This window comes from Variovorax palleresanus, from assembly GCF_051144945.1.
GTDB classification, from domain to species: Bacteria; Pseudomonadota; Gammaproteobacteria; order Burkholderiales; family Burkholderiaceae_C; genus Variovorax; species Variovorax paradoxus_S.
This window is the reverse complement of the sequence record NZ_JBJNVP010000002.1, coordinates 3714518-3738743: the sequence shown is the minus strand read 5'-3', so window position 1 is coordinate 3738743 and position 24226 is coordinate 3714518. Positions and strand designations below refer to the sequence as shown.

21 protein-coding genes are annotated in these 24226 nt (G+C 66.0%); 8 read left to right on the top strand and 13 right to left on the bottom strand.

Annotated features, from left to right (window positions below; translation table 11 throughout):
- Positions 1-7 precede the first annotated feature (7 nt).
- Together ACJ7Z0_RS21335 and ACJ7Z0_RS21330 are read right to left on the bottom strand one after the other, a co-directional pair.
- Complete coding sequence (locus ACJ7Z0_RS21335) at positions 8-892, bottom strand: LpxL/LpxP family acyltransferase (protein ID WP_434791435.1); 885 nt, start codon at positions 890-892, stop codon at positions 8-10.
- A complete protein-coding gene (locus tag ACJ7Z0_RS21330) occupies positions 889-1785 on the bottom strand; it encodes a lysophospholipid acyltransferase family protein (protein WP_434791434.1) in 897 nt (298 codons plus the stop codon). The genes ACJ7Z0_RS21335 and ACJ7Z0_RS21330 overlap by 4 nt, the downstream gene beginning before the upstream one ends.
- Positions 1786-2005: 220 nt before the next feature.
- Here ACJ7Z0_RS21330 and metK point away from each other — a divergent pair, with 220 nt between their 5' ends.
- Entirely contained in the window at positions 2006-3187 is a 1182-nt protein-coding gene (gene metK, locus ACJ7Z0_RS21325) for a methionine adenosyltransferase (protein WP_055803515.1), read from the top strand.
- 72 nt (positions 3188-3259) lie between these two features.
- Here metK and ACJ7Z0_RS21320 read toward each other — a convergent pair whose 3' ends face one another.
- From ACJ7Z0_RS21320 to ACJ7Z0_RS21310, 3 genes are read right to left on the bottom strand one after another with little or no spacing between them, the layout of a single operon-like run.
- Complete coding sequence (locus ACJ7Z0_RS21320; RefSeq protein WP_434791433.1) at positions 3260-3439, bottom strand: hypothetical protein; 180 nt, start codon at positions 3437-3439, stop codon at positions 3260-3262.
- Positions 3436-4644: a PepSY-associated TM helix domain-containing protein gene (locus tag ACJ7Z0_RS21315; RefSeq protein ID WP_434791432.1), complete on the bottom strand. Its 1209-nt coding sequence runs from the start codon at positions 4642-4644 to the stop codon at positions 3436-3438. The genes ACJ7Z0_RS21320 and ACJ7Z0_RS21315 overlap by 4 nt, the downstream gene beginning before the upstream one ends.
- 30 nt (positions 4645-4674) lie before the next feature.
- Positions 4675-6777 (bottom strand): TonB-dependent siderophore receptor, encoded by a 2103-nt coding sequence (locus tag ACJ7Z0_RS21310; protein WP_434791431.1) that lies wholly within the window; start codon positions 6775-6777, stop codon positions 4675-4677.
- Positions 6778-7114: 337 nt separating this feature from the next.
- On the opposite strand from ACJ7Z0_RS21310, the gene ACJ7Z0_RS21305 reads away from it, so the two are divergent.
- The 7 genes from ACJ7Z0_RS21305 (at position 7115) to groL (ending at position 15748) form a co-directional block, all read left to right on the top strand.
- Positions 7115-9352 carry a LamG-like jellyroll fold domain-containing protein gene (locus ACJ7Z0_RS21305; RefSeq protein WP_434791430.1) on the top strand — a complete coding sequence of 746 codons (2238 nt, stop codon included), beginning with the start codon at positions 7115-7117 and terminating at the stop codon, positions 9350-9352.
- 116 nt (positions 9353-9468) lie between these two features.
- On the top strand, positions 9469-11070 hold the full coding sequence (locus ACJ7Z0_RS21300) for a phospholipase D family protein (protein ID WP_434791429.1): 1602 nt from the start codon (positions 9469-9471) through the stop codon (positions 11068-11070).
- Between the two features lie 90 nt (positions 11071-11160).
- Positions 11161-11886 carry a ubiquitin family protein gene (locus ACJ7Z0_RS21295; RefSeq protein ID WP_434791428.1) on the top strand — a complete coding sequence of 242 codons (726 nt, stop codon included), beginning with the start codon at positions 11161-11163 and terminating at the stop codon, positions 11884-11886.
- Positions 11887-11918: 32 nt separating this feature from the next.
- Positions 11919-12779 carry a fatty acid desaturase family protein gene (locus ACJ7Z0_RS21290; protein WP_431124373.1) on the top strand — a complete coding sequence of 287 codons (861 nt, stop codon included), beginning with the start codon at positions 11919-11921 and terminating at the stop codon, positions 12777-12779.
- Positions 12776-13507, top strand: coding sequence for a metal-dependent hydrolase (locus ACJ7Z0_RS21285; protein WP_434791427.1), 732 nt, complete (start codon positions 12776-12778; stop codon positions 13505-13507). Before ACJ7Z0_RS21290 ends, ACJ7Z0_RS21285 begins: the two co-directional genes overlap by 4 nt.
- 268 nt (positions 13508-13775) lie before the next feature.
- On the top strand, positions 13776-14066 hold the full coding sequence (locus ACJ7Z0_RS21280; protein WP_021005834.1) for a co-chaperone GroES: 291 nt from the start codon (positions 13776-13778) through the stop codon (positions 14064-14066).
- Between the two features lie 29 nt (positions 14067-14095).
- Positions 14096-15748 (top strand): chaperonin GroEL, encoded by a 1653-nt coding sequence (gene groL / locus ACJ7Z0_RS21275; protein ID WP_021005833.1) that lies wholly within the window; start codon positions 14096-14098, stop codon positions 15746-15748.
- Positions 15749-15913: 165 nt separating this feature from the next.
- Here groL and xylB read toward each other — a convergent pair whose 3' ends face one another.
- From xylB to ACJ7Z0_RS21235, 8 genes are all read right to left on the bottom strand, one after another.
- Positions 15914-17386 (bottom strand): xylulokinase, encoded by a 1473-nt coding sequence (gene xylB / locus ACJ7Z0_RS21270; RefSeq protein ID WP_434791426.1) that lies wholly within the window; start codon positions 17384-17386, stop codon positions 15914-15916.
- Positions 17387-17430: 44 nt separating this feature from the next.
- A complete protein-coding gene (locus tag ACJ7Z0_RS21265) occupies positions 17431-18369 on the bottom strand; it encodes an AraC family transcriptional regulator (protein WP_434791425.1) in 939 nt (312 codons plus the stop codon).
- 12 nt (positions 18370-18381) lie between these two features.
- Positions 18382-19350, bottom strand: coding sequence for a carbohydrate kinase family protein (locus ACJ7Z0_RS21260; protein ID WP_434791424.1), 969 nt, complete (start codon positions 19348-19350; stop codon positions 18382-18384).
- A 20-nt stretch (positions 19351-19370) separates the two neighbouring features.
- Entirely contained in the window at positions 19371-20042 is a 672-nt protein-coding gene (locus ACJ7Z0_RS21255) for a transaldolase family protein (protein WP_434791423.1), read from the bottom strand.
- A 33-nt stretch (positions 20043-20075) separates the two neighbouring features.
- On the bottom strand, positions 20076-20864 hold the full coding sequence (locus ACJ7Z0_RS21250; RefSeq protein ID WP_434791422.1) for an L-iditol 2-dehydrogenase: 789 nt from the start codon (positions 20862-20864) through the stop codon (positions 20076-20078).
- Positions 20861-22258, bottom strand: coding sequence for a D-arabinitol 4-dehydrogenase (gene dalD, locus ACJ7Z0_RS21245; RefSeq protein ID WP_434791421.1), 1398 nt, complete (start codon positions 22256-22258; stop codon positions 20861-20863). The genes ACJ7Z0_RS21250 and dalD overlap by 4 nt, the downstream gene beginning before the upstream one ends.
- Before the next feature lie 86 nt (positions 22259-22344).
- The gene (locus tag ACJ7Z0_RS21240) at positions 22345-23382 is read right to left on the bottom strand and encodes an ABC transporter ATP-binding protein (RefSeq protein WP_434791420.1); all 1038 of its coding nucleotides are present in this window, start codon (positions 23380-23382) and stop codon (positions 22345-22347) included.
- A 17-nt stretch (positions 23383-23399) separates the two neighbouring features.
- A complete protein-coding gene (locus ACJ7Z0_RS21235) occupies positions 23400-24224 on the bottom strand; it encodes a carbohydrate ABC transporter permease (RefSeq protein WP_431124399.1) in 825 nt (274 codons plus the stop codon).
- Positions 24225-24226 lie beyond the last annotated feature (2 nt).

Below are 24226 nucleotides of genomic sequence, written 5' to 3'. Positions count from 1 at the left end.
CGGCCGCTCAGTAGATGGGCGGCTCGCCTTCGGGACGCGTCTTGAAGCGGCGGTGCACCCAGTAGTACTGCGAGGGCATGGTGTCGATGTAGCCCTGCAAACGCTGGTTCATCAGCGTCGTGTCGGCCTCGACGTCGTCCGTCGGAAAGTTCTGCCAGGCCGGCAGCACTTGGATCTCGTAACCCTCGGGGGTGAGCCTGGAAACCACAGGCACCACCTTGGCCTTGCCCAGCCGCGCAAAGCGCGACAGCGAGGGCACGGTCGCGGCCTGCACGCCATAGAACGGCACGAAGATGGTCTGGTCGCGGCCGAAGTCCATGTCCGGCAGCAGGTACAGCAGGCCACCCTTGCGCAGGCCTCCGAGCACCGGCTTGATGCCATCGACCCGATTGAGCGCCGCCACGTTGCCGAAGCGCGTGCGGCCTTCACGAATCCACTCGTCGACCATCGGGTCGCGCTGGGTCGTGTAGATGGTGGCCGAGGGCCGCGGGGTGTGCATGGTCAACGCCGTGGCCGCGGCATCGAGGCCGTAGAAATGCGGCGCGAACAGGATCATCGGCTCGTCGCCGTTGGCGATTTCGTCGATCTCCTGCGCCGCGCCCACCACCTTGAGCCGGCTGGCCACCACCTTTTCAGGCGCATGCCAGAGCCAGCTGCGGTCGAGCCACGACTGCGCCACATAGACAAAAGTCTCGCGCGCGATGCGCCGGCGTTCGTCTTCGGATTTGTGGGGAAAGCACACCGCGAGATTGGTGTCGACCACGCGGCGGCGCGGCACGGCAATGGTGTGGAGCACCCGGCCCAGCACCGCGCCGAATCCGCGGATCAATGGCAGGGGCAACGGGGCGATCGTGCGCATAAAGCCGATGCCCAGGCGGGAACCGAAACTCATCGTGCCTGCTCCCCGCTCGGGGCGGCCGCCGCGGTTTCGCCGCGCGGCTCCTTGTAGCGCGCGTAGTCCCACACGTACTGTCCCGGCAGGCTGCGGATCAGGCGCCCGATGGCGTCGTTCATGGCGGCAGCCGCGGCTTCGATGGGCGCGGCCGGATCGGTGAGCGGCGTGCCCACGATGGGCTCGAATCGAATCACGTAGCCCGCACCGTGCGGCAGCCTTTCGCACACGCTCAGGAAACAGGCGGCGCCGGTCTGCTGAGCGAGGCGCGGCAGCAGCGTCATGGTGTAGGCCGGTCGGCCGAGAAATGGAGCCCACACGCCCTGCCCCAGCGGCGGCACCTGGTCGGGCAGGATGCCGGTGTAGCCGCCGCCCCGCAACGTGCGGATGAGGCCGCGCACGCCGGTGTTGTTGGTCGGCAGGGTTTGCAGGCCGGGCCGGTCGCGCGAGCCTGCGGCGATCAGCTCGGCCATCCATTTCTTGCGGGCGGGACGGAACAGCGCCGTGATCGGGCCGTAGGTTTCGAGAAAGCGCTCGCCGATGGCCTGGCCGCACATCTCCCAGCTGCCCAGGTGCGGCGCCACCAGGATCACGCCCCTCTTTGCCTGCATGGCGGCCTCGAAGGCCTCCACGCCTTCCCATCGCACCACACGGCGCAGCACGCTTTCGCCTTGCGGGCGCAGCCAGAGCCAGGGCAGTTCGGCGGCCATCTGGCCAGCCGCTGCGATGGCGGGGCGGTACTGCTCGGGGGTGACGCCCGCGCTCTCGGCATTGGCCTTGAAGCGGCGGCGGTAGTCCGGTGCGCACCACCAGACGATCCACCCCAGCAACGCGCCGAGCCGATGCATCAACGGCATCGGTACGCGGGCAAGCAGGCGGAACAAGGTGACCATGGGCTGACAGGGAGTGTGAATACCAGGACGCGCGCGCACGGGTTTGGCGCGGCTCGAATAGAATGCAAATTGTCGCCGAGTTACGGAACAACTTGCAGGGCGACAAACACAAGCGCAAGAGCGATTGTGCCCCGCCGATTCATCGGCATCTGCTAAAGCGTTCGCCAGGGCTCCGCAGAGTTGGCAACGCGCCAAATCACTTCAAGGAGCTTTGAACAAAATGGCGAACGACTTCCTCTTCACTTCCGAATCCGTTTCCGAAGGCCACCCCGACAAGGTCGCCGACCAGATCTCGGACGCCATCCTGGACGCGATCTTCGAGCAGGACCCGCGCAGCCGCGTGGCCGCCGAGACGCTGACCAACACCGGCCTCGTGGTGCTCGCCGGCGAGATCACCACCAATGCGCACGTCGACTACATCCAGGTGGCGCGCGACACCATCAAGCGCATCGGCTACGACAACACCGAGTACGGCATCGACTACAAGGGCTGCGCGGTGATGGTCTGCTACGACAAGCAGTCCAACGACATCGCCCAAGGCGTGGACCATGCGTCCGACGACCACCTGAACACCGGCGCCGGCGACCAGGGCCTGATGTTCGGCTACGCCTGCGACGAAACGCCCGAGCTGATGCCCGCGCCCATCTACTACGCGCACCGACTCGTCGAGCGCCAGGCCCAGCTGCGCAAGGACGGCCGCCTGCCCTTCCTGCGGCCGGACGCCAAGAGCCAGGTGACGATGCGCTACGTGGACGGCAAGCCGCACAGCATCGACACCGTGGTGCTCTCCACCCAGCACAGCCCCGACCAGAGCGAAACGCCGACCAAGATGAAGGCCTCGTTCAACGAAGCCATCATCGAAGAGATCATCAAGCCGGTGCTGCCGAAGGAATGGCTCAAGGACACGCGCTACCTGATCAACCCGACCGGCCGCTTCGTCATCGGCGGTCCGCAGGGCGATTGCGGCCTCACGGGCCGCAAGATCATCGTCGACACCTACGGCGGCGCCTGCCCGCACGGCGGCGGCGCGTTCTCGGGCAAGGACCCGTCGAAGGTCGACCGCTCGGCCGCCTACGCCGCGCGTTACGTGGCCAAGAACATCGTGGCGGCCGGCCTGGCGCGCCAGTGCCAGATCCAGGTGGCCTACGCGATCGGCGTGGCCCAGCCGATGAACATCACGGTCTACACCGAAGGCACCGGCGTGATCCCCGACAGCAAGATCGCGGAACTCGTGCGCGAGTTCTTCGACCTGCGTCCGAAGGGCATCATCCAGATGCTCGACCTGCTGCGCCCCATCTACCAGAAGACTGCGGCCTACGGCCACTTCGGCCGCGAGGAGCCCGAGTTCACCTGGGAAGCGACCACGCAAGCAGCCGCGCTGCGCGCCGCGGCTGGCCTGTAAAGCCTGGGGCTTTCAGCCCCTCTTCAACGCAAATGCCGGCCTCGCGCCGGCATTTGCGCTTCCGGGCGCAGCTCAGTTCCTGCGCCAGCCGTACCAGGCGCACACGACGACCGGCAGGCCCAGCGCGAACCAGGCCAGCACGTCGCCCATCCCGCCATCGCTGAACAGCGCGGAAACCAGGCCGACGGCGGTCAGCACGCCCAGCGCGATCGGCCCGCCCCACATGCGCCGGAACGCGTGCCGGTGCTTCATGCCTGCGCCTTCATGGCAGGGGCCGGGTCGGGCTGCTGGCCGCCATGCTGCGGCGCGCGCCCCGCACTGCCCGCACTGCCCGCACTGCCCGCAGCGGCCGGCGACGTCACGGTGTTGCCGCGCTTGAGCCACAGGTAGAGCCCGCTGCCCAGCACGATGATGGTCGCAATGTCGAGCAGCGCCCAGATGATCTGCATCGGCATGCCGCCGTAGTCGCCGAAGTGCAGCGGCTGCGACACGAGCAGCCCCGTGAGGTACCAGGGCATCTTCGGCGAAGCGGTCACCTGCGCGGTCTTGGCATCGACCAGCACCGGTTGCAGCAGCTTCGAAGTGAAGGGCTCGTTGCCGCGCATGAAGAAGGTGACGTGGTGCGGGCTCGAGAACGAAGTGCCCGGGAACGCGATGAAGGACAGCTTCATGTCGGGCGCCTGCTGGAGGGCGACGTCCATCGAACGCTGCACCGATGCGCGCTGGGCCACGGGCACGGTCGGTTCGTTCTTGTAGGGGGCCAGCAGCGTGCTGAGCTGGTCGTACTGCCAGTATTTGATGATCAGGTCGGCCCAGGTGTTGATCATGCCGGTGGAGCCCACCACGAACAGCCACACCAGCGTGACGATGCCCAGCAGGTTGTGCAGATCGAGCCACTTGAGGCGCGGGCGCTTCTCGCGCCGCACGGTGCCGAAGTCGAGCTTGCGCATGAACGGCGCATAAAGCACCACGCCGGAGACGATGGCCACGAGAAGCAGCAAGCCCATGAAGCCCAGAAAGAGCTTGCCCGCGAGCCCCGCGAACAGGTCGATGTGCAGCTTGAACATCACATACATGAAGCCCTCATCGAACTTCGGCTGCGCAAGGACGACACCCGTGCGCGCGTCGACGGCCACCGTCTTGAAGTCTTCGGTGGGCTCAGGCGTGGGTGTGAGCGTGACGAGCCAGAGGCCGTCGTCGTCCTCGGGCTGGGAGACGAACTGCACCACGCGGTCGGGATGCTTGGAGCGCGCGGTTTCGAGCACGCGGTCCAGGCTCACGCGCGGCGTGTTCGCGGGCATCTTGGGCGCCTCGACCTCGGTGCCCAGCAGATGCCCGATCTCGTGATGAAAGATCAGCGGCAAGCCCGTGATGCACAGCAGCAGCATGAACACGGTGCACACGAGGCTGCTCCACTTGTGCACCCAGGCCCAGGTCTTGATCTTTCGGCTGTTCATGTCGTTGCTGCCCTCGTCGAAAGTTGAAAATTAAAAGCGATAGGTTGCGCTGGCCACGATGTTGCGGCGCGCGCCGTACCAGCAGTCACCGCGCGAGAGACAGGTGCTGAAATACACCTTGTCCGTCACGTTGTTGATGTTGAGCGCATAGCGCCAGCGATCGGTTTCGTAGGCAAACACGAGGTCGGCCAGTGCAACGCCCGGCACGCGCGGGCCGACACCGAACTGCAGGTCTTGGAACGAACTCATCAGGCGCACGCCCGCACCGGCCGAGAAGCCGCTGAGGCCGCCGATCGAGAAACGGTACTTGGCCCAGACGCTTGCCTGGTGCTTGGGCAGGCCTTCGATCTGTTCATCCGCGTCCGTGTAGTTGTAGTGCGCGACCAGATCGAGATTCGAGCCGATCGAGCCCTTGGCTTCGAGTTCAAGGCCCTGGGTCTTGGTCTTGCCGACTTGCGTGTACACGTTCGGCGACGGCGAGGTGATCTGGTTCTTCTCGCGCAGGTCGTAGACCGCCGCGCTGAACGCGAGTGCGCGGTCCTTCGGCTCGTACTTCACGCCGGCTTCCCACTGCTCGCCGCGCAAAGGCGTGAATATCTGTCCGTTGCGCGGCGACTGCGGCGTGAACGATTCGCTGTAGCTCAGGTATGGCGACCAGCCCGAGGGCGATGCGTACATCAGGCCGAAGCGCTTGGTCGTTGCGCTGCTTTCCTCGGCCTCGCTGCCCGCCGCGCTCGACACCGCCTTGTCGTGGCGCAAGCCCGCCACGAAGATCCAGTTGTCCAGCTTGATCTGGTCCTGCAGGTAGAAGCCGTTCTGGCGCTGGCGGGTGCGCGGCAATGCGGTGCGCTCGGGCACGTCGACGTGGCCATAGACAGGGGCGTACACGTCGATGGTGTCGAAGGTCGTTCCGCCCCAGACGTTCTCGCGCTGGCGCGCAAAGTCTGCCCCCACGAGCAGCGTGTGCTTGAGCGCGCCGGTCTGGAAATGCCCTTCGACGTGGTTATCGAGCGTCTGCGTGCGGTTGCGCGTCAGGTAGCTGTCGTAGTAGCGGCCGAGCACGCGCTTGAAGATCGGATCGGTGGCATCCCAGCTTTCGGCCCCGCTGAACGCGGCGCCATAGTGGTAGCGGTTGTCGTTCTCGTTCTGCGCATAGCGGAAGTTCTGCCGCAGGGTCCAGCTGTCGTTGAACTTGTGCTCGAACTGCCAGCCGAAGGTCTTGCGCTCGCTGTCGTAGTAGTCGAAACCCGGCTCGCCGATGAAGCGGCTGGTGGGCACGCGCCCGTTCGGGTTCGGCAGCAACGTGCCCTCCCACGGCAGGAACTGCGAGCTGCTGCCGCTCTTGTCCTTCTGCCACAAACCCTGCAAGGTGAGCGAAGTGGCTGCATTCGGCCGCCACGTCAGCGACGGTGCGATGACGCTGCGGTCGTCGGGCACGTGGTCGACCTGGGTGTCCGACTTGCGTTGCAAGGCGATCAGCCGGTACGACAGGGTGCCGTCGGCGTTCAGCGGACCGGTCAGGTCGGCCTGGATCTGCTTGCGGCCGAAGCTGCCGAACTGCACGCCCACTTCGCGCTGCGTCTCCTGCAGCGGCCGCTTGCTCACCATGTTGACCACGCCCGCGGCCGTGCCCGCGCCGAACAGCATGCCCGAGGGCCCGCGCAGCACTTCGAGCCGCTCCAGCGTGTAGGGCTCGGTGCGCGTGGTGCTGGTGTAGTAGCCGTAAGCCTGGCGCAGTCCGTCGAGGTAGACGTCGGGCGTGGCGCCGCGCACGCGCACGGAGTCGGTCCGCGAATCGAGGCCATAGGCATCGGAGCGCACGCCGGCGGCGTAATTGAGCGCGTCCTGCAGGTTGTAGGCGCCCTGGTCGACCATCTGGTCGCGCGTGACCACGGTGACCGATTGGGGGGTTTCAGCCAGCGGCGTGTCCGTCTTGGTCGCGGTCGCGGCGTTCCGGGCACGGTATCCGATCACCGGCGACGTCGCGGTTTCGGCCTCGGCATTCGCATCGACCTTCACTTCGGGCAAGGCGCCGGGCGCCGTGGTCTGGGCCAGAACCTGGTGATGCACATGGATTGCCAAGCAACCTGCCAGCACTGTCGCGACCCTGCGCCCCGCCACGAATCCCGTCATTCCTTCTCCACTCCGAAACATTATTAAGAACGATTCGCATTCTAATAGTTATAAAGTCTCATTTGTTTCAATTTCCCTGGATCGGCGAGGGGCGTTCGGCCTTGACGGGCGCGGGTGAAGCACGGGCACATCGACGAAGCTCTCCGGAAGCTGGTTCATGACCGCACTTGCCGCTGACATTTCTGGCAGTGCTGACCACCATGTGACAACAAACGTCACCTCAAGCGCGTTACAGCGCATGCAATGCATCCATCCGTGCTACCGATCTCGCTCTGTGTAGCGGCACAAGCAAATGGCACGTACCTTGCAGAATCAACTTTTTACATATTTCATATAAATGACACATTTGCCGAGTGACGACAAGAATGGCTTGTTGCTGGACCGCCGTGTTTTCTTTCTCAGCACCGCGGGCGCACTGGCTCTGGGGGTCACGGGTTGCGGCGGCGGAGGTGGGGAGTTTTCGACGGCGGGAGGGCCCCTCGCGCAGCAGCAGCCGCAAGACCAGATGCCGGGTGCTGCTCCCGGTGCCACCGACACTGTCGATGCCATCGATACCACCGATGCCGCCGCGCCTGACCCGATGGCCCCTGTGACGCAAGTGGGCAAGCTCACCCACCCCGGCCTGCTGAGCACAGAGGCCGACCTGACCCGCATTCGGGACAAGCTTGCCGCCAGCCAACAGCCATGGGTCGCCGGCTGGGGCGCACTGCTCGGCAGCGGCCGCTCGCACCTCTCCACGGCGCCGCGCCCCCAGGAAACCGTGATCCGCGGCGTCGACGGCCAGAACTTCGGCCTGATGTTCTCCGACATGCAACGCGCCCATCAACTCGCGCTGCGCTGGAAGATCTCGGGCGACGAAGACTACGCCAAGAAGTCGGTGGAGTTTCTCAATGCCTGGTCGTCGACGTTGACCAAGCTGGGCGGCAACTCCAACGTCTTCCTCGCCTCGGGCCTCTACGGCTACCAATGGGCCAATGCCGCCGAACTGATGCGCACCTATCCCGGCTGGGCGAACGAGGACGTTGCACGCTTCCAGGCCATGCTGCTGAACGTGTTCTATCCGTTGTGCCACGACTTTCTGGTCAATCACAATAACAGCGAGGTCAGAAAGGTCACCCACTACTGGGCCAACTGGGATCTGTGCAATATCTGCTCGGTCTACGCCATCGGGGTGTTCTGCGACCGGCCCGACCTGACCGCCGAAGCGGTCAGCTACTACAAGTCGGGGCGGGGCAACGGCGCGAGCGCCCACAACGTCTATTTCGTGCACCCCGGTCATTTGGGCCAATGGCAGGAAAGCCACCGCGACCAAGGCCACTCGACCCTGGGCATCGCGCTGGCCGGCGCGTTGTGCGAGATGGCGTGGAACCAGGGCGAAGACCTCTACGGGTACTGGAACAACCGCCTGCTGGCCGGCGCCGAATACGTCGCCAAGACGAACCTCAGCGACCCCAACGGCAACCCGTACACGATGCCGTTCACCCCGTACACCGGTGTCCACGGCACAGGCACCGCGACGGCCGGGACCGGGCACTTCCGGCCCTGCTTCGAACTGATCTACAACCACTACGTGAACCGCAAGGGCTTGTCGGCGCCGTGGACCAAGGCGACGGTCGAGAAAGTGCGCCCCGAGCGCTTCGACGGGACAGGCGACAGCCCCGGCCTGGGCACGCTGCTCTATTCGCGCGATCCGGCCCCGCCCGCAAAGCCCAGCGGCCTGAGCGCATTCCTCAGCGGCAGCAAGGTTCTGCTGTCGTGGTGGGGCAGTGCCGACGCCACCCACTACCTCGTTCAACGAGCGAGTTCGTCCAATGGGCCGTTCACGACCATCGCTCAAGTGAACGACCCCCGCACCTACACCGACGCCCCCGCCCAGGGCACCTGGTACTACAGGATCACCGCCGTGACCGCCAACCTCGACGAGCGCGTTGGCGCCGAGACGGCTCGCGTGGCCGTCCCCGGCGAACTGTGGCTGCACATGCCGCTGAACGGCAACGCCAGCGATGTCAGCGGCCACGGTCGGCACGGCAAGCTGACGGGCAGCGCAAGCCTGGGCGAAGGGCGTGCGGGAGGAGGTTCCGTGCTGCTCGATGGCGACAGCGGTCACGTGGTCCTCCCCGACGGGGCGGTGTCAGCGCTGGGCGATTTCACGGTCGCGGTGTGGGTCTATTCGGAAACCACAGCCATCAACACACGCATCTTCGATTTCGGCTCCGACGACGTCGCATACATCGCGCTTTCCCCCCGCAGTGGAGAGAACCGGCTCCAGTTCATGGCCTCGCGCGAGCAGTTCTGGCCCGAACAACCCTTGTCCGCGGACCCACTGCCCACCGGCCGTTGGGTGCACGTGGCCGTCACGCTGTCCGCAACGGTGGGCACGCTCTACGTGGACGGCTCGCCGGTCGCGAGCAACAACGAGATCTGGATCACGCCTTACCAGCTCGGCCACACCACGCGAACCTGGCTGGGCCGATCGCAGTACGGGGGCGATCGATTCTTCAAGGGCCGCATGCAGGACCTGCGCATCTACAGCGGGGCGCAGGACGCAGCTTTCATCGCGGACCTGGCTCGCTGACAGTCGCCGGGTGGCGGGTGTTAGCCAGTCCTCCACATTCGAACCTTGGCGGGCGCCGGAGATACAGCGCAAAGCGGCTACGATCCGGCCGCACGTTTTGTGCGTCGGCAGGCCCCATGCTCCAGTTCATTGCTTCTTCGTTTTTCGCGTTGCGCGGCCTGGCGCTTCGGCTGATGGTTCCTGGACTTGCGCTGGCTCTCGCAGGTTGTGCCGGCCTTCCTCCGCGCGCAGCCGAGCCGCCGACGCTCTCGATTGCGGCCTCGCCCGCCACCACGCTTGGCCGCGCGGCGGCCCGCCTTGACGCCGCGAGCGACGGGTTGTCCAGCATCCGGCCACTGGTCGAGGCATCTTTTGCGCTCGATGCCCGCATCGAGCTGATGCGGCGGACACAAACCTCGCTCGACGTTCAGACCTACCAGCTCGGCAACGACAAGACCGGCCGGCTGCTGCTGCGCGAACTGCGCGATGCCGCGCGGCGCGGCGTGCGGGTGCGCCTGCTGCTCGACGACTTCTATACCGCCGGCATGGACCGCCTGCTGCTCGGCCTTGCCGCGGAACCCAATGCCGAAGTCCGGCTGTTCAACCCTTTCGTGAACGCCCGCGACCACTCGGCCACGCGGTGGCTGGAGTTTTTCGGCGATTTCCGCCGCCTCAACCATCGCATGCACAACAAGCTCTTCGTGGCCGACGGTGCCATGGCGATTGCCGGTGGCCGCAACCTGGCCGACGAGTATTTCTTGCGCAGCGAGGGCGCCAACTTCATCGATTTCGAACTGCTCATGGCGGGGCCCGTGGTGCCGGAAGCGGCGCGCATCTTCGACACCTACTGGAACAGCGACGTGGTCTATCCGCTTCAGCGGATTGCCGGCGCCAGCGACACCCCGGAGACGCTGAAGTCCCAGTTCGAAGCCGCCACCTCACCGGTCCATGCACCCCTGCCCACCCCTCTTTCCGGCACCGACCTGCTGGGCGACGCGACGCTCGGCACGCAACTGGCCGACATTGACCGGGTGAAGTGGATGCGCGCCGACGCGCATGCCGCAGCCGACAGCCCCAACAAGGCGCTTGGCACTCTTGCGTCGCCGGCCGAATCACTTGCGGCGCGGTTCCATGAAATGACGGCGAGCGCGCGCTCGGACGTGGTGGTGATCTCGCCCTATTTCATTCCAGGCGAGGACGGCATGGCGCGCATCCGGGAAGGCCGCGCACGCGGCGTGCGCATCAGCGTCATCACCAATTCGCTGGCCGACAGCGACGAACCGCTGGTGAACATCAACTACAACCGCTACCGCGTCGACATGCTCAAGCTGGGCGTGAACCTCTACGAGGTCAGTACCCAGCAGCTCAAGCGCAACCGCCAGTTCCGCACCCTGCTCAAGAAAGCGCGCGGCCGGCTGCATGCCAAGCTGGCGCTGGTCGACCGCGAATGGGTGCTGCTTGGCTCCATGAACCTCGACCCCCGCTCGGCCCGGTTGAACACCGAATTCGGGGTTCGCGTGCGCAGCTTCGAACTGGCCCAGGCGCTGCTGTATGCCTACCAGCTGGACGACATCGAGGGCGTCTACCGCGTGGTGCTCATGCCCGACGGCGAGAACGTGCAATGGATTGGCACCGGCGACGTGGACAACGAGGTGCTGGACAGCGAACCCGACTCCAGCCTGCTCACGCGGCTGCAACTGCTGCTGTTCTCCTGGTTCGTGCCGACGGACCAGTTGTGACTGTCGATTCGTTGTCACAAGGCGGTCACCGCGACGTAACCTGACACAAGCGTAATCGGCATCCCGATCCGGAACCTGCTCTCACGCCCAGTGTTGTCAACGTCCTCTTCCGTCTCCCTGTCGCACTCGCCGTTCCCTCTTCTCACACATGCCCGGTTCCTGACCCGCCGCGACCTGCCGGCCCTGCTCACGCTCGAACGCGAAAAGTGGGACACCGTCCAGGCAGCATCGCCAGACGATCTCATGCAGCGCCTCGAGGACTATCCGAGCCTTTCGGTAGGCGCGTTCTGCAAGAACACGGACACGCTGCTCGCATCGCTCTTCATGCGTCCTGTCCACGCGGATTTCTGGTGTCATGCCGCGTCGTGGGTTGACTGCGTCGACTCGCCCCGGCCCGCGCGCGGCCATTCGCTGTTCGGCATCAGCCTCAGCAGCAGCCATCCGAGCGGCGTCGAAGCGCTGCTCGAGTTCTTCTGGCCCCACGCGCTCAAGAGCGGCTGGCGCCACATCTACCTCGGCTCACCGATCCCCGGCTTCGAAGGCTGGCTCCGGTCCCATCGCGATGGATCGGTGCAAGACTACGTCGCGCTGCAACGCGCCGGCGTACCGGTCGATCCGCAACTGCGCTACTACCATGGCCGCGGCTTCAAGGACATCGTCTGCGCGAAACCCGATTACTTCCCTCACGCACGCTCGCTCGACCACGGCGTGATCCTGCGCGGCACCGTGCCGCTGTCGCTGCTCAAGCCCGTCTGGAAGATGATGCCGCTGACGTCTACGCAGCGCGTCACCCGCCACCTGGTGACGATGCTGTGAGTACGGGCCGCGCGACAACAACTGGCCCGGCGATGGGCCTGCGACTCACCTGCGACCTGGCCGGCGGGCTGTTCCTGCTCGCCGTCGTCGTCAACACCACCTTGCTGGCGACGGTCCGCTCGGTGTGGATCGACGTGCCACTGGCCATCGTTCAGGCCTTGCTTTTCCTCGGTTGCCAGGAGGTCAAGCACCTTGCGGCGCATCGAAGCTTCCTGAGCCACCGGGTCCTGAATGACTTGGCCGGCAATGCCTGTGCGTCCTTGATCGGTGAGAACTTCACCGCATTCCGCTACTTTCATTTCAAGCACCACCTCGCGACCTGCAACGACGACGATCCGGAAGGGAGCTTGTACGCGCTGAGTTGGCGCACGCGCTGGATCTGGGCACTGGCTCCGCTGGAGGTATTCTGGGTTGCGTTCCATATCAACCGCGTGGGCGGCGGCCTTGTGCCACTAGACCGTCGAGCGGCGCGTCGCCTGTCGACGGTCTCGTGGCTGCTGTGCGCCAGCGCGGTCGCGCTGGCCTGCTGGCTCGCGCCGCACGCCTTCTTCTGGGCCTATGCGATCCCGCTGTGCATATCGGGGTGGATCGACTTTCCGCTGACGCAGGCCGAGCACTACGGCACCGCAGTGGCGCCGGCCGGCACGCGGCGCGTCGCGAGCGAACTGGCTCATGACGTCACACTCCCGTTCGGACTGGGATGGATCATGCTGCATCGGTCGCTGCACCGCGTGCATCATCGCCAGCCGAACGCGGTGTGGATCGCCGCCCCGGACCGCCTTCGTGAAGACGCATCCGCCGTGCCGGTCGCCTATGCAGATTTCGCGCGGCGCTGGCTGCGCGAAGGACCACGTCTGTGGTTGCCCCCCAGCGTCGCAAAGGCCGACTCATGACCGCGCCCACCTCCGGCGAGGCCGTCATCTGGAACCGCACGATTCCCCGCAGTCGCCTGTTCGATGCGCTTTCGCTGATCTTGCCCACCGGCGAATCCTTCGTCATCGCGACGATCGAGGAATGGCAGCGCGTCGCTGGCAGCTCCGCCAGCACCGCGTTGCATGCCGAGGTCAGCCGGCTGATCCGGGAAGAACGTGCGCATCAACGCGCGCATGATCGCTACAACGCTGCACTGATCAAAGCCACGCCCGGTGCGGCGCCCGCAGCCGAGCGCGCGATGCGCGTCACCGACGAGATTGCAAAGTGCAGCTTGACGATGCGATTGGCGCTGGTTGTGGCCTTCGAGCATCTGACGATCGTGCTCTCACGCGAGATCCTGGCGCATCCCGACCTGCTGCCAGACGATGACTCCGCTCACTCTCGCATGTGGCGCTGGCACGCGCGCGAGGAAATCGCGCACGGCCACGTCGCGGCCGACGTGGCGGCGCACCATGGGATTGGACGCGCGCGCACCGTGCTCGCACTCGGCTTGGCTGCGACCTTCCTCTCGCTCGACGTGCTGCGCTGCTGGTGGTCGCTGTGCCGCTGCGACCTGAACTCAGGCTTTTCCGGCTGGCGCGTCGCGCGCGACACTGGCGCCTTCCTCATGCAGGGCCTGCCGTCGTTCGGGCGGATGGCGGCGGGTGTGCTGGCCTTTCTCGTGTGGCGACCGAAAGCTTTTCGCTGAAGCACAAGCAACGGACATGAGGCTGTTCGCCTCCTGAGAAAGCCCTTAAATAGCACGGTCGTGCAGTCCGAGTCGGATGAGAAGAGTTCGGAGTCAGCAGCAGAGAACCGACAGCACCCACCCACCCCCGGCCTTGAAAGTCCGCCGATTGCCCTTATCATTAGCACTCGCTGCTGATGAGTGCTAACAAGCCTCGCTTCCAGTCGATGGGTCGCCGGCCTCGGGTCCGGCGCCCGACCACAACCCCGTTTCTTATCCAGGAGATGCAATGAAACTTCGTCCTTTGGCCGATCGCGTGATCGTCAAGCGTATTGACAGCGAAACCAAGACTGCCTCCGGCATCGTCATCCCCGACGCAGCCGCCGAAAAGCCCGATCAGGGTGAAGTCCTGGCCGTGGGCCCGGGCAAGCGCACCGACAAGGGCGACCTGACCGCACTGACCGTCAAGGTCGGCGATCGCGTCCTGTTCGGCAAGTACAGCGGCCAGACCGTCAAGGTCGACGGTGACGAATTGCTCGTCATGAAGGAAGACGACCTGTTCGCGGTCGTCGAGAAGTAATCAATCCATCCCATTCGGAGTAAATCAACATGGCAGCAAAAGACGTCGTCTTCGGCGGAGAAGCCCGCGCACGCATGGTCGAGGGTGTCAACATCCTGGCCAACGCAGTCAAGGTGACCCTGGGCCCCAAGGGCCGCAACGTGGTGCTCGAGCGCTCGTTCGGCGCCCCCACCGTCACCAAGGACGGTGTGTCGGTCGCCAAGGAAATCGAACTCAAGGACAAGCTCCAGAACATGGGCGCCCAGCTCGTGAAGGAAGTGGCCTCCAAGACTTCGGACAACGCCGGTGACGGCACCACCACCGCGACCGTGCTGGCACAAGCCATCGTTCGCGAAGGTTTCAAGCTGGTGGCTGCCGGCATGAACCCGATGGACCTGAAGCGCGGCATCGACAAGGCTGTCACGGCCCTCGTCGCCGAGCTGAAGAAGGCTTCGAAGCCCACCACCACGTCGAAGGAAATCGCGCAAGTCGGCTCCATTTCGGCCAACAGCGACGAAACCATCGGCAAGCTCATCGCTGACGCGATGGACAAGGTCGGCAAGGAAGGCGTGATCACCGTGGAAGACGGCAAGTCGCTCGACAGCGAACTCGACGTCGTCGAAGGCATGCAGTTCGACCGCGGCTACCTGTCGCCCTACTTCATCAACAACCCCGAGAAGCAATCGGCGCTGCTCGACAACCCCTTCGTGCTGCTGTTCGACAAGAAGATCAGCAACATCCGCGACCTGCTCCCCACCCTGGAACAAGTCGCCAAGGCTGGTCGTCCCCTGCTGATCATTGCCGAAGAAGTCGAAGGCGAAGCCCTGGCTACCTTGGTCGTGAACACGATCCGCGGCATCCTGAAGGTTGTGGCTGTGAAGGCTCCTGGCTTCGGCGACCGCCGCAAGGCCATGCTCGAAGACATCGCCATCCTGACGGGCGGCAAGGTCATCGCTGAAGAAGTGGGCCTGACGCTCGAAAAGGTGACGCTGGCCGACCTCGGCCAAGCCAAGCGCATCGAAGTGGGCAAGGAAAACACCATCATCATCGACGGTTCGGGCGCTGCGGCCGACATCGAAGCCCGCGTGAAGCAAGTGCGCGTGCAGATCGAAGAAGCCACGAGCGACTACGACCGTGAAAAGCTGCAAGAGCGCGTGGCCAAGCTGGCCGGCGGCGTTGCAGTGATCAAGGTTGGCGCTGCCACCGAAGTCGAAATGAAGGAAAAGAAGGCTCGCGTCGAAGACGCCCTGCACGCCACCCGCGCTGCAGTGGAAGAAGGCGTTGTGGCTGGCGGCGGCGTGGCTCTGCTGCGTGCCAAGCAAGCCGTGGGCGACTCGATCAAGGGCGACAACGCCGACCAGGACGCCGGCATCAAGCTGGTGCTCAAGGCCATCGAAGCCCCCCTGCGCGAAATCGTGAACAACGCCGGCGGCGAAGCCTCGGTGGTCGTGAACGCTGTGCTCGCAGGCAAGGGCAACTACGGCTTCAACGCTGCCAACGACACGTACGGCGACATGCTCGAGCTGGGCATCCTGGACCCGACGAAGGTCACCCGCACCGCGCTGCAGAACGCAGCATCGGTCTCTTCGCTGCTGCTGACGACCGAAGCCATGGTCGCCGACGCACCGAAGGACGAAGCCGGTGCCGGCGGCGGCATGCCCGACATGGGTGGCATGGGCGGCATGGGCGGCATGGGGATGTAAATTTCGCTCGCCCCCAGGCTGCGCGGCACTTCGTGTCCGCTACGCCCACCCCCTACCGGGGGCAACACCTGCGGCCCGGCAAACCCGGTTCCGCGGTGTTCCGCGAAATAAAAAAGCCCGTCTTGCGACGGGCTTTTTTTATGGGCGCTCGGAGCGTTGTATCCGTTATCGGAACTGGTCGCGCAGCGCCATATAAAGCTCCCGGAATCGCGCATGCCGCGTGCTGTGCAAATCCACATCGACCGCCGACGGCGCGAGCTGCTGCCTCACTGGCGGCAGCGTGCACACCTCGGCCACGGTGCCGCCGTCGGCCAGCCAGGCAAGGCGCGCCGCGCCGAGCGCGCCGCCCGTTTCGCTGCCCGCATACAGCGTGAGCGGCACCTGGAAGATGTCGGCCAGCAACTGGCCCCACCACACGCTGCGTGCGCCGCCACCGACCAGCGCAACTTCGCGCAGCGGCATGTCGGCAGGCAGGCGCAGGGTGTCGAACCCGTCGCGCAGCCCGAAGCTCACGCCTTCGACCACGGCGTAGGCGATTTCCGCCGCTCCATGTGCATGCGTCAATCCGAACAGCACGCCCTGCGCATCGGGGTTGTTGTGCGGCGAGCGTTCGCCCGACAGGTACGGCAGGAACAACGGGCACCGCTCGCGCCGTGCCGGCTCGACCGACGCGGCCGCTTCGAGCAGCGCGGCCTCGTCGGCAAACTTGAATGTGCTGGCGGCCCAGCTCACCGCGCTTGCGGCCGAGAGCATCACCGACATCTGGTGCCAGCGCTTCGGCAGCGCGTGGCAGAAGGCATGCATGGCCTGCGCCGGGTTCGGCAGAAAGCGGTCGGTCGAGACGAACACCACGCCCGAGGTGCCGAGCGAGACGAAGCCCTGCCCCGGCTCCACCAGACCCATGCCGACGGCGCTCGCGGCGTTGTCGCCCGCGCCACCGGCAATGAGCACAGCAGCGCCGCTGCCGACGCCCCAGCGCGCCGCAAGTTCGGGCTTGAGCTGCGCCGACACTTCACTGCCCTCGACCAGCCGCGGCATGTGGTCGCGCGTGAGCCCCGTGGCCGCAAGCAGCTCGTCGGACCAGTCGCGCGCGCCGACGTCGAGCCACAGCGTGCCGGCGGCGTCGGACATCTCGCTGACGGCCTCGCCGCTGAGCATGAAGCGCAACCAGTCTTTTGGCAGCAGCACGCGCGCCGCGCGATTGAAGATTTCAGGCTCGTGCTCGCGCACCCACAACAGCTTGGGTGCGGTGAATCCGGGCATCGCCAGGTTGCCCGCGATCTCGCCCAGGCGCGGCACAGCGCGCGTGAGCGCCTCGCACTGCGCGCCGCTGCGCCCGTCGTTCCAGAGGATGGCGGGCCGCAGCACCTCGCCCGCCGCATCGAGCAGCGTGGCGCCGTGCATCTGGCCCGAGAGGCCGATGGCGCGCACGGCCGACAGCGCCCCGGAGTGCACCTCCCGCAGCTCGGCCATGACCTGCTCCAGCGCCTGCCACCACTGGCCCGGTGCCTGCTCCGACCAGAGCGGTTGCGGCCGATCGACCGTGAGCGGTGCGCGTGCCAAGCCAACGATGCGGTGATCGCCTGTGAGCAGCAGCGCCTTGAGCTCGGACGTGCCGAGGTCGAGTCCCAGATACAAGATGGTGCTCCCTGATTGCGTCTTGAAAGCGGGGCGTCCCGACCTCAGCCGAAGCGGGTGTCGGCCTGGCGCCTGAATTCACTCGGGGTCATGCCCTTGATTTCGAGAAAGCGGCGGTTGAAGTTGGCGACGTTGTTGAAGCCGACCTGGTAGCAGATGTCGGTCACGTAGTGGTCGGTCTGCATCAGCAGATGGCAGGCGCTGTTGATGCGCACGCGGTTGACGAAGTCGGTAAAGCTGTTGCCCGTGGAGCGCCGGAAGAAGCGGCTGAAGCGGCTCTCGCTCATGCCGAGCTCGGCCGCCACGTCGGACATCGAGATGGGCTCTGCCAGGTTGGCGGTGATGCGGTTGACGATGCCGTTGATCTGGTCGACCTGCGCATCGCCATCGGCGCCGTGTGCCCCTTGCATCTGCACGCTCGACAGCAGCCGGTAGTCGGTGCATTGCGCCAGATCGGCCATGAACTCGAGGAACAGGCCGAGCCGGCGCATGCCGCGCGCGGCCTTGATGCTGTCCCAGTGCATTTGCGCCTGCTGCGACATGCCGAAGAACTCGATACCGTGCCGCGCCCGTTCGAACAGCTGCATCACCTCGCGCAGTTCGGGAATCTCCTCCGCCGCACGTTCGATGGGCTCGTGGCGGAACTGGATCACCCGGTCGCGCCCCGCGGCGCCGCCTTCGGGTACATCGAGAGAGATCCAGTTGTGCGGAAGCCGCGGCCCGCACAGCACCAGGTGCCCGGGCTGGAACGGCCCGATCCAGTCGCCGATGAAGGCCTTGCCCGAGGTCTCGGTGATCAGGTGCAGTTCGTAGTCTTCATGAAAGTGCCATCGCACCAGCGGGCTGGGAAAGCCGTGCGCAAGGCAGCGCACCAGGCCGGTTTCGGGGGCTTCGTAGCCCAGCGACGGGGAGCGCGCAATGTCGCGTTCCAGCTCGGGTTGGCGCTGACGTGGAATCGAGCGTTTGCGTGTGGACGTGGTCATGGCAGCACGGAGTCAGGACCGGGAAGCGACGGCTCCATTGTCTTCCTGCGCCAGCGCGGCGTGAACCGCTGCTAGCGTGGGTGGATCGGCCCCTTCGCGGGTGCAGTTCAGGGCGGCCGCCGTCGCGGCGAAGCGCATCACCTGGCGCCAGGCTTCGTCCGCCAGCTGGCCGAGTTGGGCCGGGTGCTCGACGCCATGTGCCAGCAGCGCGACCGAAAGGCCCGCCGTGAAGGTGTCGCCCGCGCCGATGGTGTCGACCACCTCGACGCGCGGCGCCGCCACGGTGAGCGGCTCGTGTCCCGTGCGCCAGAGCGTGGCACCCGCGCCGCCGCGCGTGACGATCACCGCATGCGCGCCGGCTCGCAGGCACTGCGCCGCCAGTGCATCGGCCGGCTGGCCCGGTGCCAGCAGTTCGGCATCCTCGTCGCTGAGCTTGACGAGGTCGGCCATTGCAAACCAGTCCATGACGCGCACGCGGTACTCCGCCATGTCGGGAATCAGGCTCGGCCGCACGTTGGGGTCGAACACGATCACGCGCCGCCCCGCGTTGGCCGTGACGAGTTCGGCGATGCGCGTGGCCGCCGGCTCCTGCAGCAGCGAGATGGAACCGAAATGAAGAAAGCGGCAGTCGGCCGGCAGCTGCGGCAGCGGCTCGGGGGCCCAGGTCGCGTCGGCGCTGCCGCGCGTGTAGAACGCATAGCGGTTGGTCTGCGGCGTGCGCTCGACAAAGGCCAGGGTCGACGGCGCATTGCTGCGCAGGATGAAGCTGGTGTCCACGCCATTGCGCTCGAGAAAGCGCATCAGCCGTTCGCCGAACAGGTCGGTCGACAGCTGGGTGAGAAACCCGGTGGGCTGCCCGAGGCGCGCGCAGGCCACAGCCGTGTTGAGTGGCGAGCCGCCCTCGTGGCCCAGGAACGCGAGCGTGCCGGCCTCGCTGGCGGTGAAATCGATCAGGGCTTCGCCCGTGAGTGCAATGCGCATGGTTCTCGGATTCTCTTCTTTCAGGACAAGGCGCGCGCGTCGGCCAGGAAGCCGCGCTCGGCCGCCAGCGTGGCGGGATGATCGAGCAGTTCGGCAAAAAGGCGCGGCGGAATCGTGATTGCCCCCACGCCCAACCCCAGCAACGAAAGATACGCCTCGCGCGATCGAATGCTTGCCACCAGGAGGCGCGTGCCAGACGAAGGCCGCTGAGCGACCAGGCCCTGCATCTGCGCGATCAGCGCCAGCCCGTCGATGCCGGCATCTTCCAGCCGCCCCAGGTAAGGCGCCGCATACGCCGCGCCCAGCTGCGCCGCAAAGTGCGCCTGCTCGGGCGCATAGACGGCCGTCCACGTCACCGGCACGCCTTGCGCAATGAGCCGCGCGCCGGCATCGAGGCCCTGGCGCGTGGCGGGAATCTTCACGACCAACTGGCCCAGCTCGAAGTGCGACAGCAAGGCGCGGGCATCTTCGAGCATGCCGTCGACCTCGCTCGAATACACCTGCGCCTGCACCTGCCGTGCGCCCAGATCGATGCAGCGCTTCAGCAAGCCCGGCACTTCGCCGCGGCCGACTCCCGCGCGCTGCAGCAACGTCGGGTTGGTCGTCACGCCGTGCACCACCGGATGCGGCAGGCAGGTCTGCAGTTCGGCGATGTCGGCGCTGTCGAGGTACAGATGAAAATCTTCGTTCATGGATTGCGTGCCGGGAAGAAGCAGGCCTTCAGTTCAGCTCATGACATTGCCGCCATCGACATTCAAGGTCTGCGCCGTGATGTAGCGCGCCTCATCGCTGGCGAGAAACACCGCCGCACCCGCAACGTCCGCCGGCACGCCCATGCGGCCGAGCGGCACCTCCAGGCCCACGCGGCGCTTCTTCTCGCCGGGCGGCAGCCCTTCGGCCTTGGCGAACAAACTGTCGACATGGTCCCACATCGGCGTGTCGACCACGCCGGGGGCGATGCCGTTGACGCGAATGCCATGCGGCGCCATGGCCAATGCGGCACTCTGGGTGTAGCTGATGACCGCGGCCTTGGTGGCGCAGTAGTGCGACACCAGCGCCTCGCCGCGCCGCCCCGCCTGCGAAGCCATGTTGATGACCGAAGCGCCCTGCGTGCCGGCCTCGACCATGTGACGCAGCACGCCCTGCATCACGAAGAACATGCCCTTCACGTTGACGGCAAAGAGCTTGTCGAAGGATGCCTCGTCGCTGTCGAGCAGCGGCGCGAGGTCGAACACCGCGGCATTGTTGAACAGCGTGTGGATGGGCCCGAAGGCGACCTGCGCCTCGGCCAGCATGTGCGCGATGGCCTGCGTGTCGGTCACGTCGGCCGCGATGTAGGCGAGCTTGTCGGGGTGTTGCTGCTGCAGCGCCCGCACCGCCTCCGGTGCCGCCGCCACGCGGTCGACCACGCTGCAGCGCGCGCCCTCGGCAATGCAGGCTTCGGCCACGGCCAGACCGATGCCGCCACCGGCGCCGGTCAGCAGTACGTGGCGGTTCTTCAGACGTTCACTCATATCGTTGCTCCTGAACTCACAAAATTTGCCACACGACCGCTCGCACCGCGCACGGCGTCGATCAGCCGCACATTGCCCGCGACGGGGCCCCACAGTCCGGCGTCCGAACACAGCGCAAGCACCGGATCGGCGGCATCGCAGATGGCGTGCGCCACGGCCTCGTCCATGCCCTGGTCCTGGTAGGCATAGGGCAACGCCCCGCGATGCCAGAGTTGCAGGAAGGCAAGGAACAGCGCCGGCAGCATCGCAACGCTGTCGATCGGCTGCCCCGCGGCAAGCCGCTCGCGCACCGTGGGGGCGATGAAGCCCGGGATCTTCGAGAAACCGTCGGCCGCCACGCGCTGGTTGGTGTCGCGGATCGCGGGGTTGCCGAAACGGTCGAGCACCACGTCGCGGTAGGCCGCAAGGTCGATCGGGCTTGGGCTGAGGCACGGGATCACGTCGTCGGTCACGTAGTCGTGGGCCATCTTCCGGATCGCCGCGTGGTGCGTGCCCTCGTGGATGAAGCCCAGCCCGGCCAGCGTGCCGGCCCAGGCAATGCAGCTGTGCGTGGCATTGAGGATGCGGATCTTGGCCTCTTCATAAGGCTGCACGGAGTCGACCAGTTCCACGCCCACGCGGCCCCAGTCGGGACGGCCGGCCGCAAAGTTGTCTTCGATCACCCACTGGATGAAGCTCTCGCCCGTGATCGCTGCCGCATCGTCGCGTCCGGTGGCGGCCTGCACGCGCGCGCGCAATTCGGGCGGCGGGCGCGGCGTGATGCGGTCCACCATCGCGTTGGGGCAGGCGGTATTCGCTTGCACCCACGCGAGCAATTCGGCATCGCCGGCACGCTCGATGAACTCGAGCAAGCCGGCATGAAAGCGGTCGCCGTTGTGGCGCAGGTTGTCGCAGTTGAGCAGCGTCACGGCACCGGCCTCTGCGGCCTTGCGCGCGCGCAGGATCGCGCAGACGGCGCCGTAGATGGTCACGCCCTCGCCGCCCTCATCCCATGTCACGCCGCGGCGCGCGCGCTCGATGTCGGCCGCAAGATCGCCGAAAGACAGGTCCAGCTTGCCCTTGGTGTCGAGGTAGTAGCCCGCCTCGGTCACGGTGAAGGACACGATGCGCGTGGACGGCGCCGCGCCGCGCGCGATCACCGCGGCCAGCGAGCGCTCCCACGGCAGCACTTCGCGAATGGCTTCGATCTCTTCGTAGCGGTACTCGCCCGCAGGCGACACGGTTTCGAGCGTGTAGCGTCCGCCCTGCGCCTGCAGGGCTGCAACGACATCCGCCATGTCGGGCCGGATGTTGGCGCCCGAGAGCGACCAACGGGTGTCGCCCGCATCGATCAGCCGCTGAAGGTAGACGGCCTGGTGGGCCCGGTGGAACGAGCCGAGTCCAAGGTGAAGCACCGTGAACTCCGAAAGAACCGGTGGAGTGGGCGCAAGAGGCGCTGCTGCAAGGATCACGGTAAATGTCCGGAAGAAAAATAGAAAAATCAGGCGGAAACCGCGCGGCCTTCGCGGTTGAACAGATGCAGCACCGAGGGATCGAGCTCGACCGCCACGTCATCGCCCGCATGCAGCGGCGTGCGCTCGTTCTGGCGCGCAATCAGCGGCACGCCGCCCACGTCGACGTGGATCAGCGTGTCGGCGCCAAGCGCCTCGATCAGCTCGACACGGCCGGGCACGCCTGCAGCAGCGGCCTGCTTCGGATGCACGCGCAGGCCTTCGGGTCGAACGCCCAGGAAACCGTCGTTCGGCAGGCGCCCGCCGGTCGCGGCCGAGAAACTCGGAATCGCGCTCGCCGCCACCATGTTCATCGACGGCATGCCGATGAACTGCGCAACGAACTGGTTGGCCGGATGGTCATAGAGTTCGAGCGGCGTGCCGACCTGTTCGATGAGACCGTCCTTGAGCACCACCACGCGGTCGGCCAGCGTCATGGCCTCGACCTGGTCGTGCGTCACGTAGATGGTGGTGGCGCCGAGCGACCGATGCAGCTTGTGGATCTCGACGCGCGTATTGCCGCGCAGCGCCGCATCCAGGTTGGACAGCGGCTCGTCGAACAGAAACACCTTGGGCGCGCGCACGATCGCGCGGCCGATCGCCACGCGCTGCCGCTGCCCGCCCGACAGATCCTTGGGCGTGCGGTCGAGGTATTGCGTGAGATTGAGCGTCTTGGCCGCGTACTCGACCTTGGTCTTGATCTCGCTCTTCGGCACGCCCGCGAGCTTGAGCGCGAAGGACATGTTGTCGTACACGCTCATGTGCGGATAGAGCGCGTAGCTCTGGAACACCATCGCCAGGTCGCGCTTGCCCGAAGGCGCCCAGGTGATGTCCTTGCCGTCGAGCAGCAGGTTGCCGCTGGTGATCGGCTCGAGCCCCGCAATGAGGCGCAGCAGCGTCGACTTGCCGCAGCCCGAAGGCCCGACGAAGACGATGAACTCGCCCTTCTGGATTTCGAGGTCGACGCCCTTGATGATGTTGACGTCGCCGAAGCTCTTCTTGATGTCTTTGAGTTGCAGGTAAGCCATGAGGTGTCTCCCTTTCTTTACTTGACGGCGCCGAAGGTCAGGCCCTGGACGAGCTGCTTCTGGCTGAACCAGCCGAACACGACGATGGGCGCGATGGCCATCAGCGAGGCAGCCGACAGCTTGGCCCAGAACAGGCCCTCCGGGCTGGAGTACGAGGCAATGAGCGTGGCCAGCGTGCCGGCCTTGGCCGAGCTGAGGTTGAGTGCCCAGAAGGCCTCGTTCCAGCTCAGCACCAGGCACAGCAGGCCGGTCGATGCCAGGCCGCCGACCGACAGCGGCAGCACGACGTGGCGGAACTCGGTCCACAGGGTCGCACCGTCCATGCGCGCGGCCTCGAGGATCTCGTTCGGAATGTCCTTGTAGGCGCTGTAGAGCATCCACACCATGATCGGCAGGTTCGACAGCGTGAACACGACCGTGAGCGCAGTGAGCGAATCCAGAAGGCCCGCGGTCTGTGCGAGCACGTAGATCGGCACCAGCGCGCCGACGGCCGGCATCATCTTGGTGGAGAGCATCCACATCAGGATGTCGCGCGTCTTCTTCGTGCGAAAGAAGGCCATCGAATACGCGGCGGGCGCCGCGATCAAGAGGCCGATGATGGTCGAGCCCAGGCTGGTGATGAGCGAGTTGCGCGCATACAGCAGGTAGTCGCTGCGGCGCTGCACTTCGCTGAAGTTGCCCAGGGTGGGCTCGAAGATGAAGAGCGGCGGCACGTGGATGGCCTGCAGCTCGGTCTTGAAGGCCGTGAGAAACAGCCAGCCGAGCGGGAAGAACAGCAGCAGTGCGAGCGCCCACGCACCCGCGGTGCGCAGCAGTTGCGGAAGGAAATTGCTGGGTTGCATGG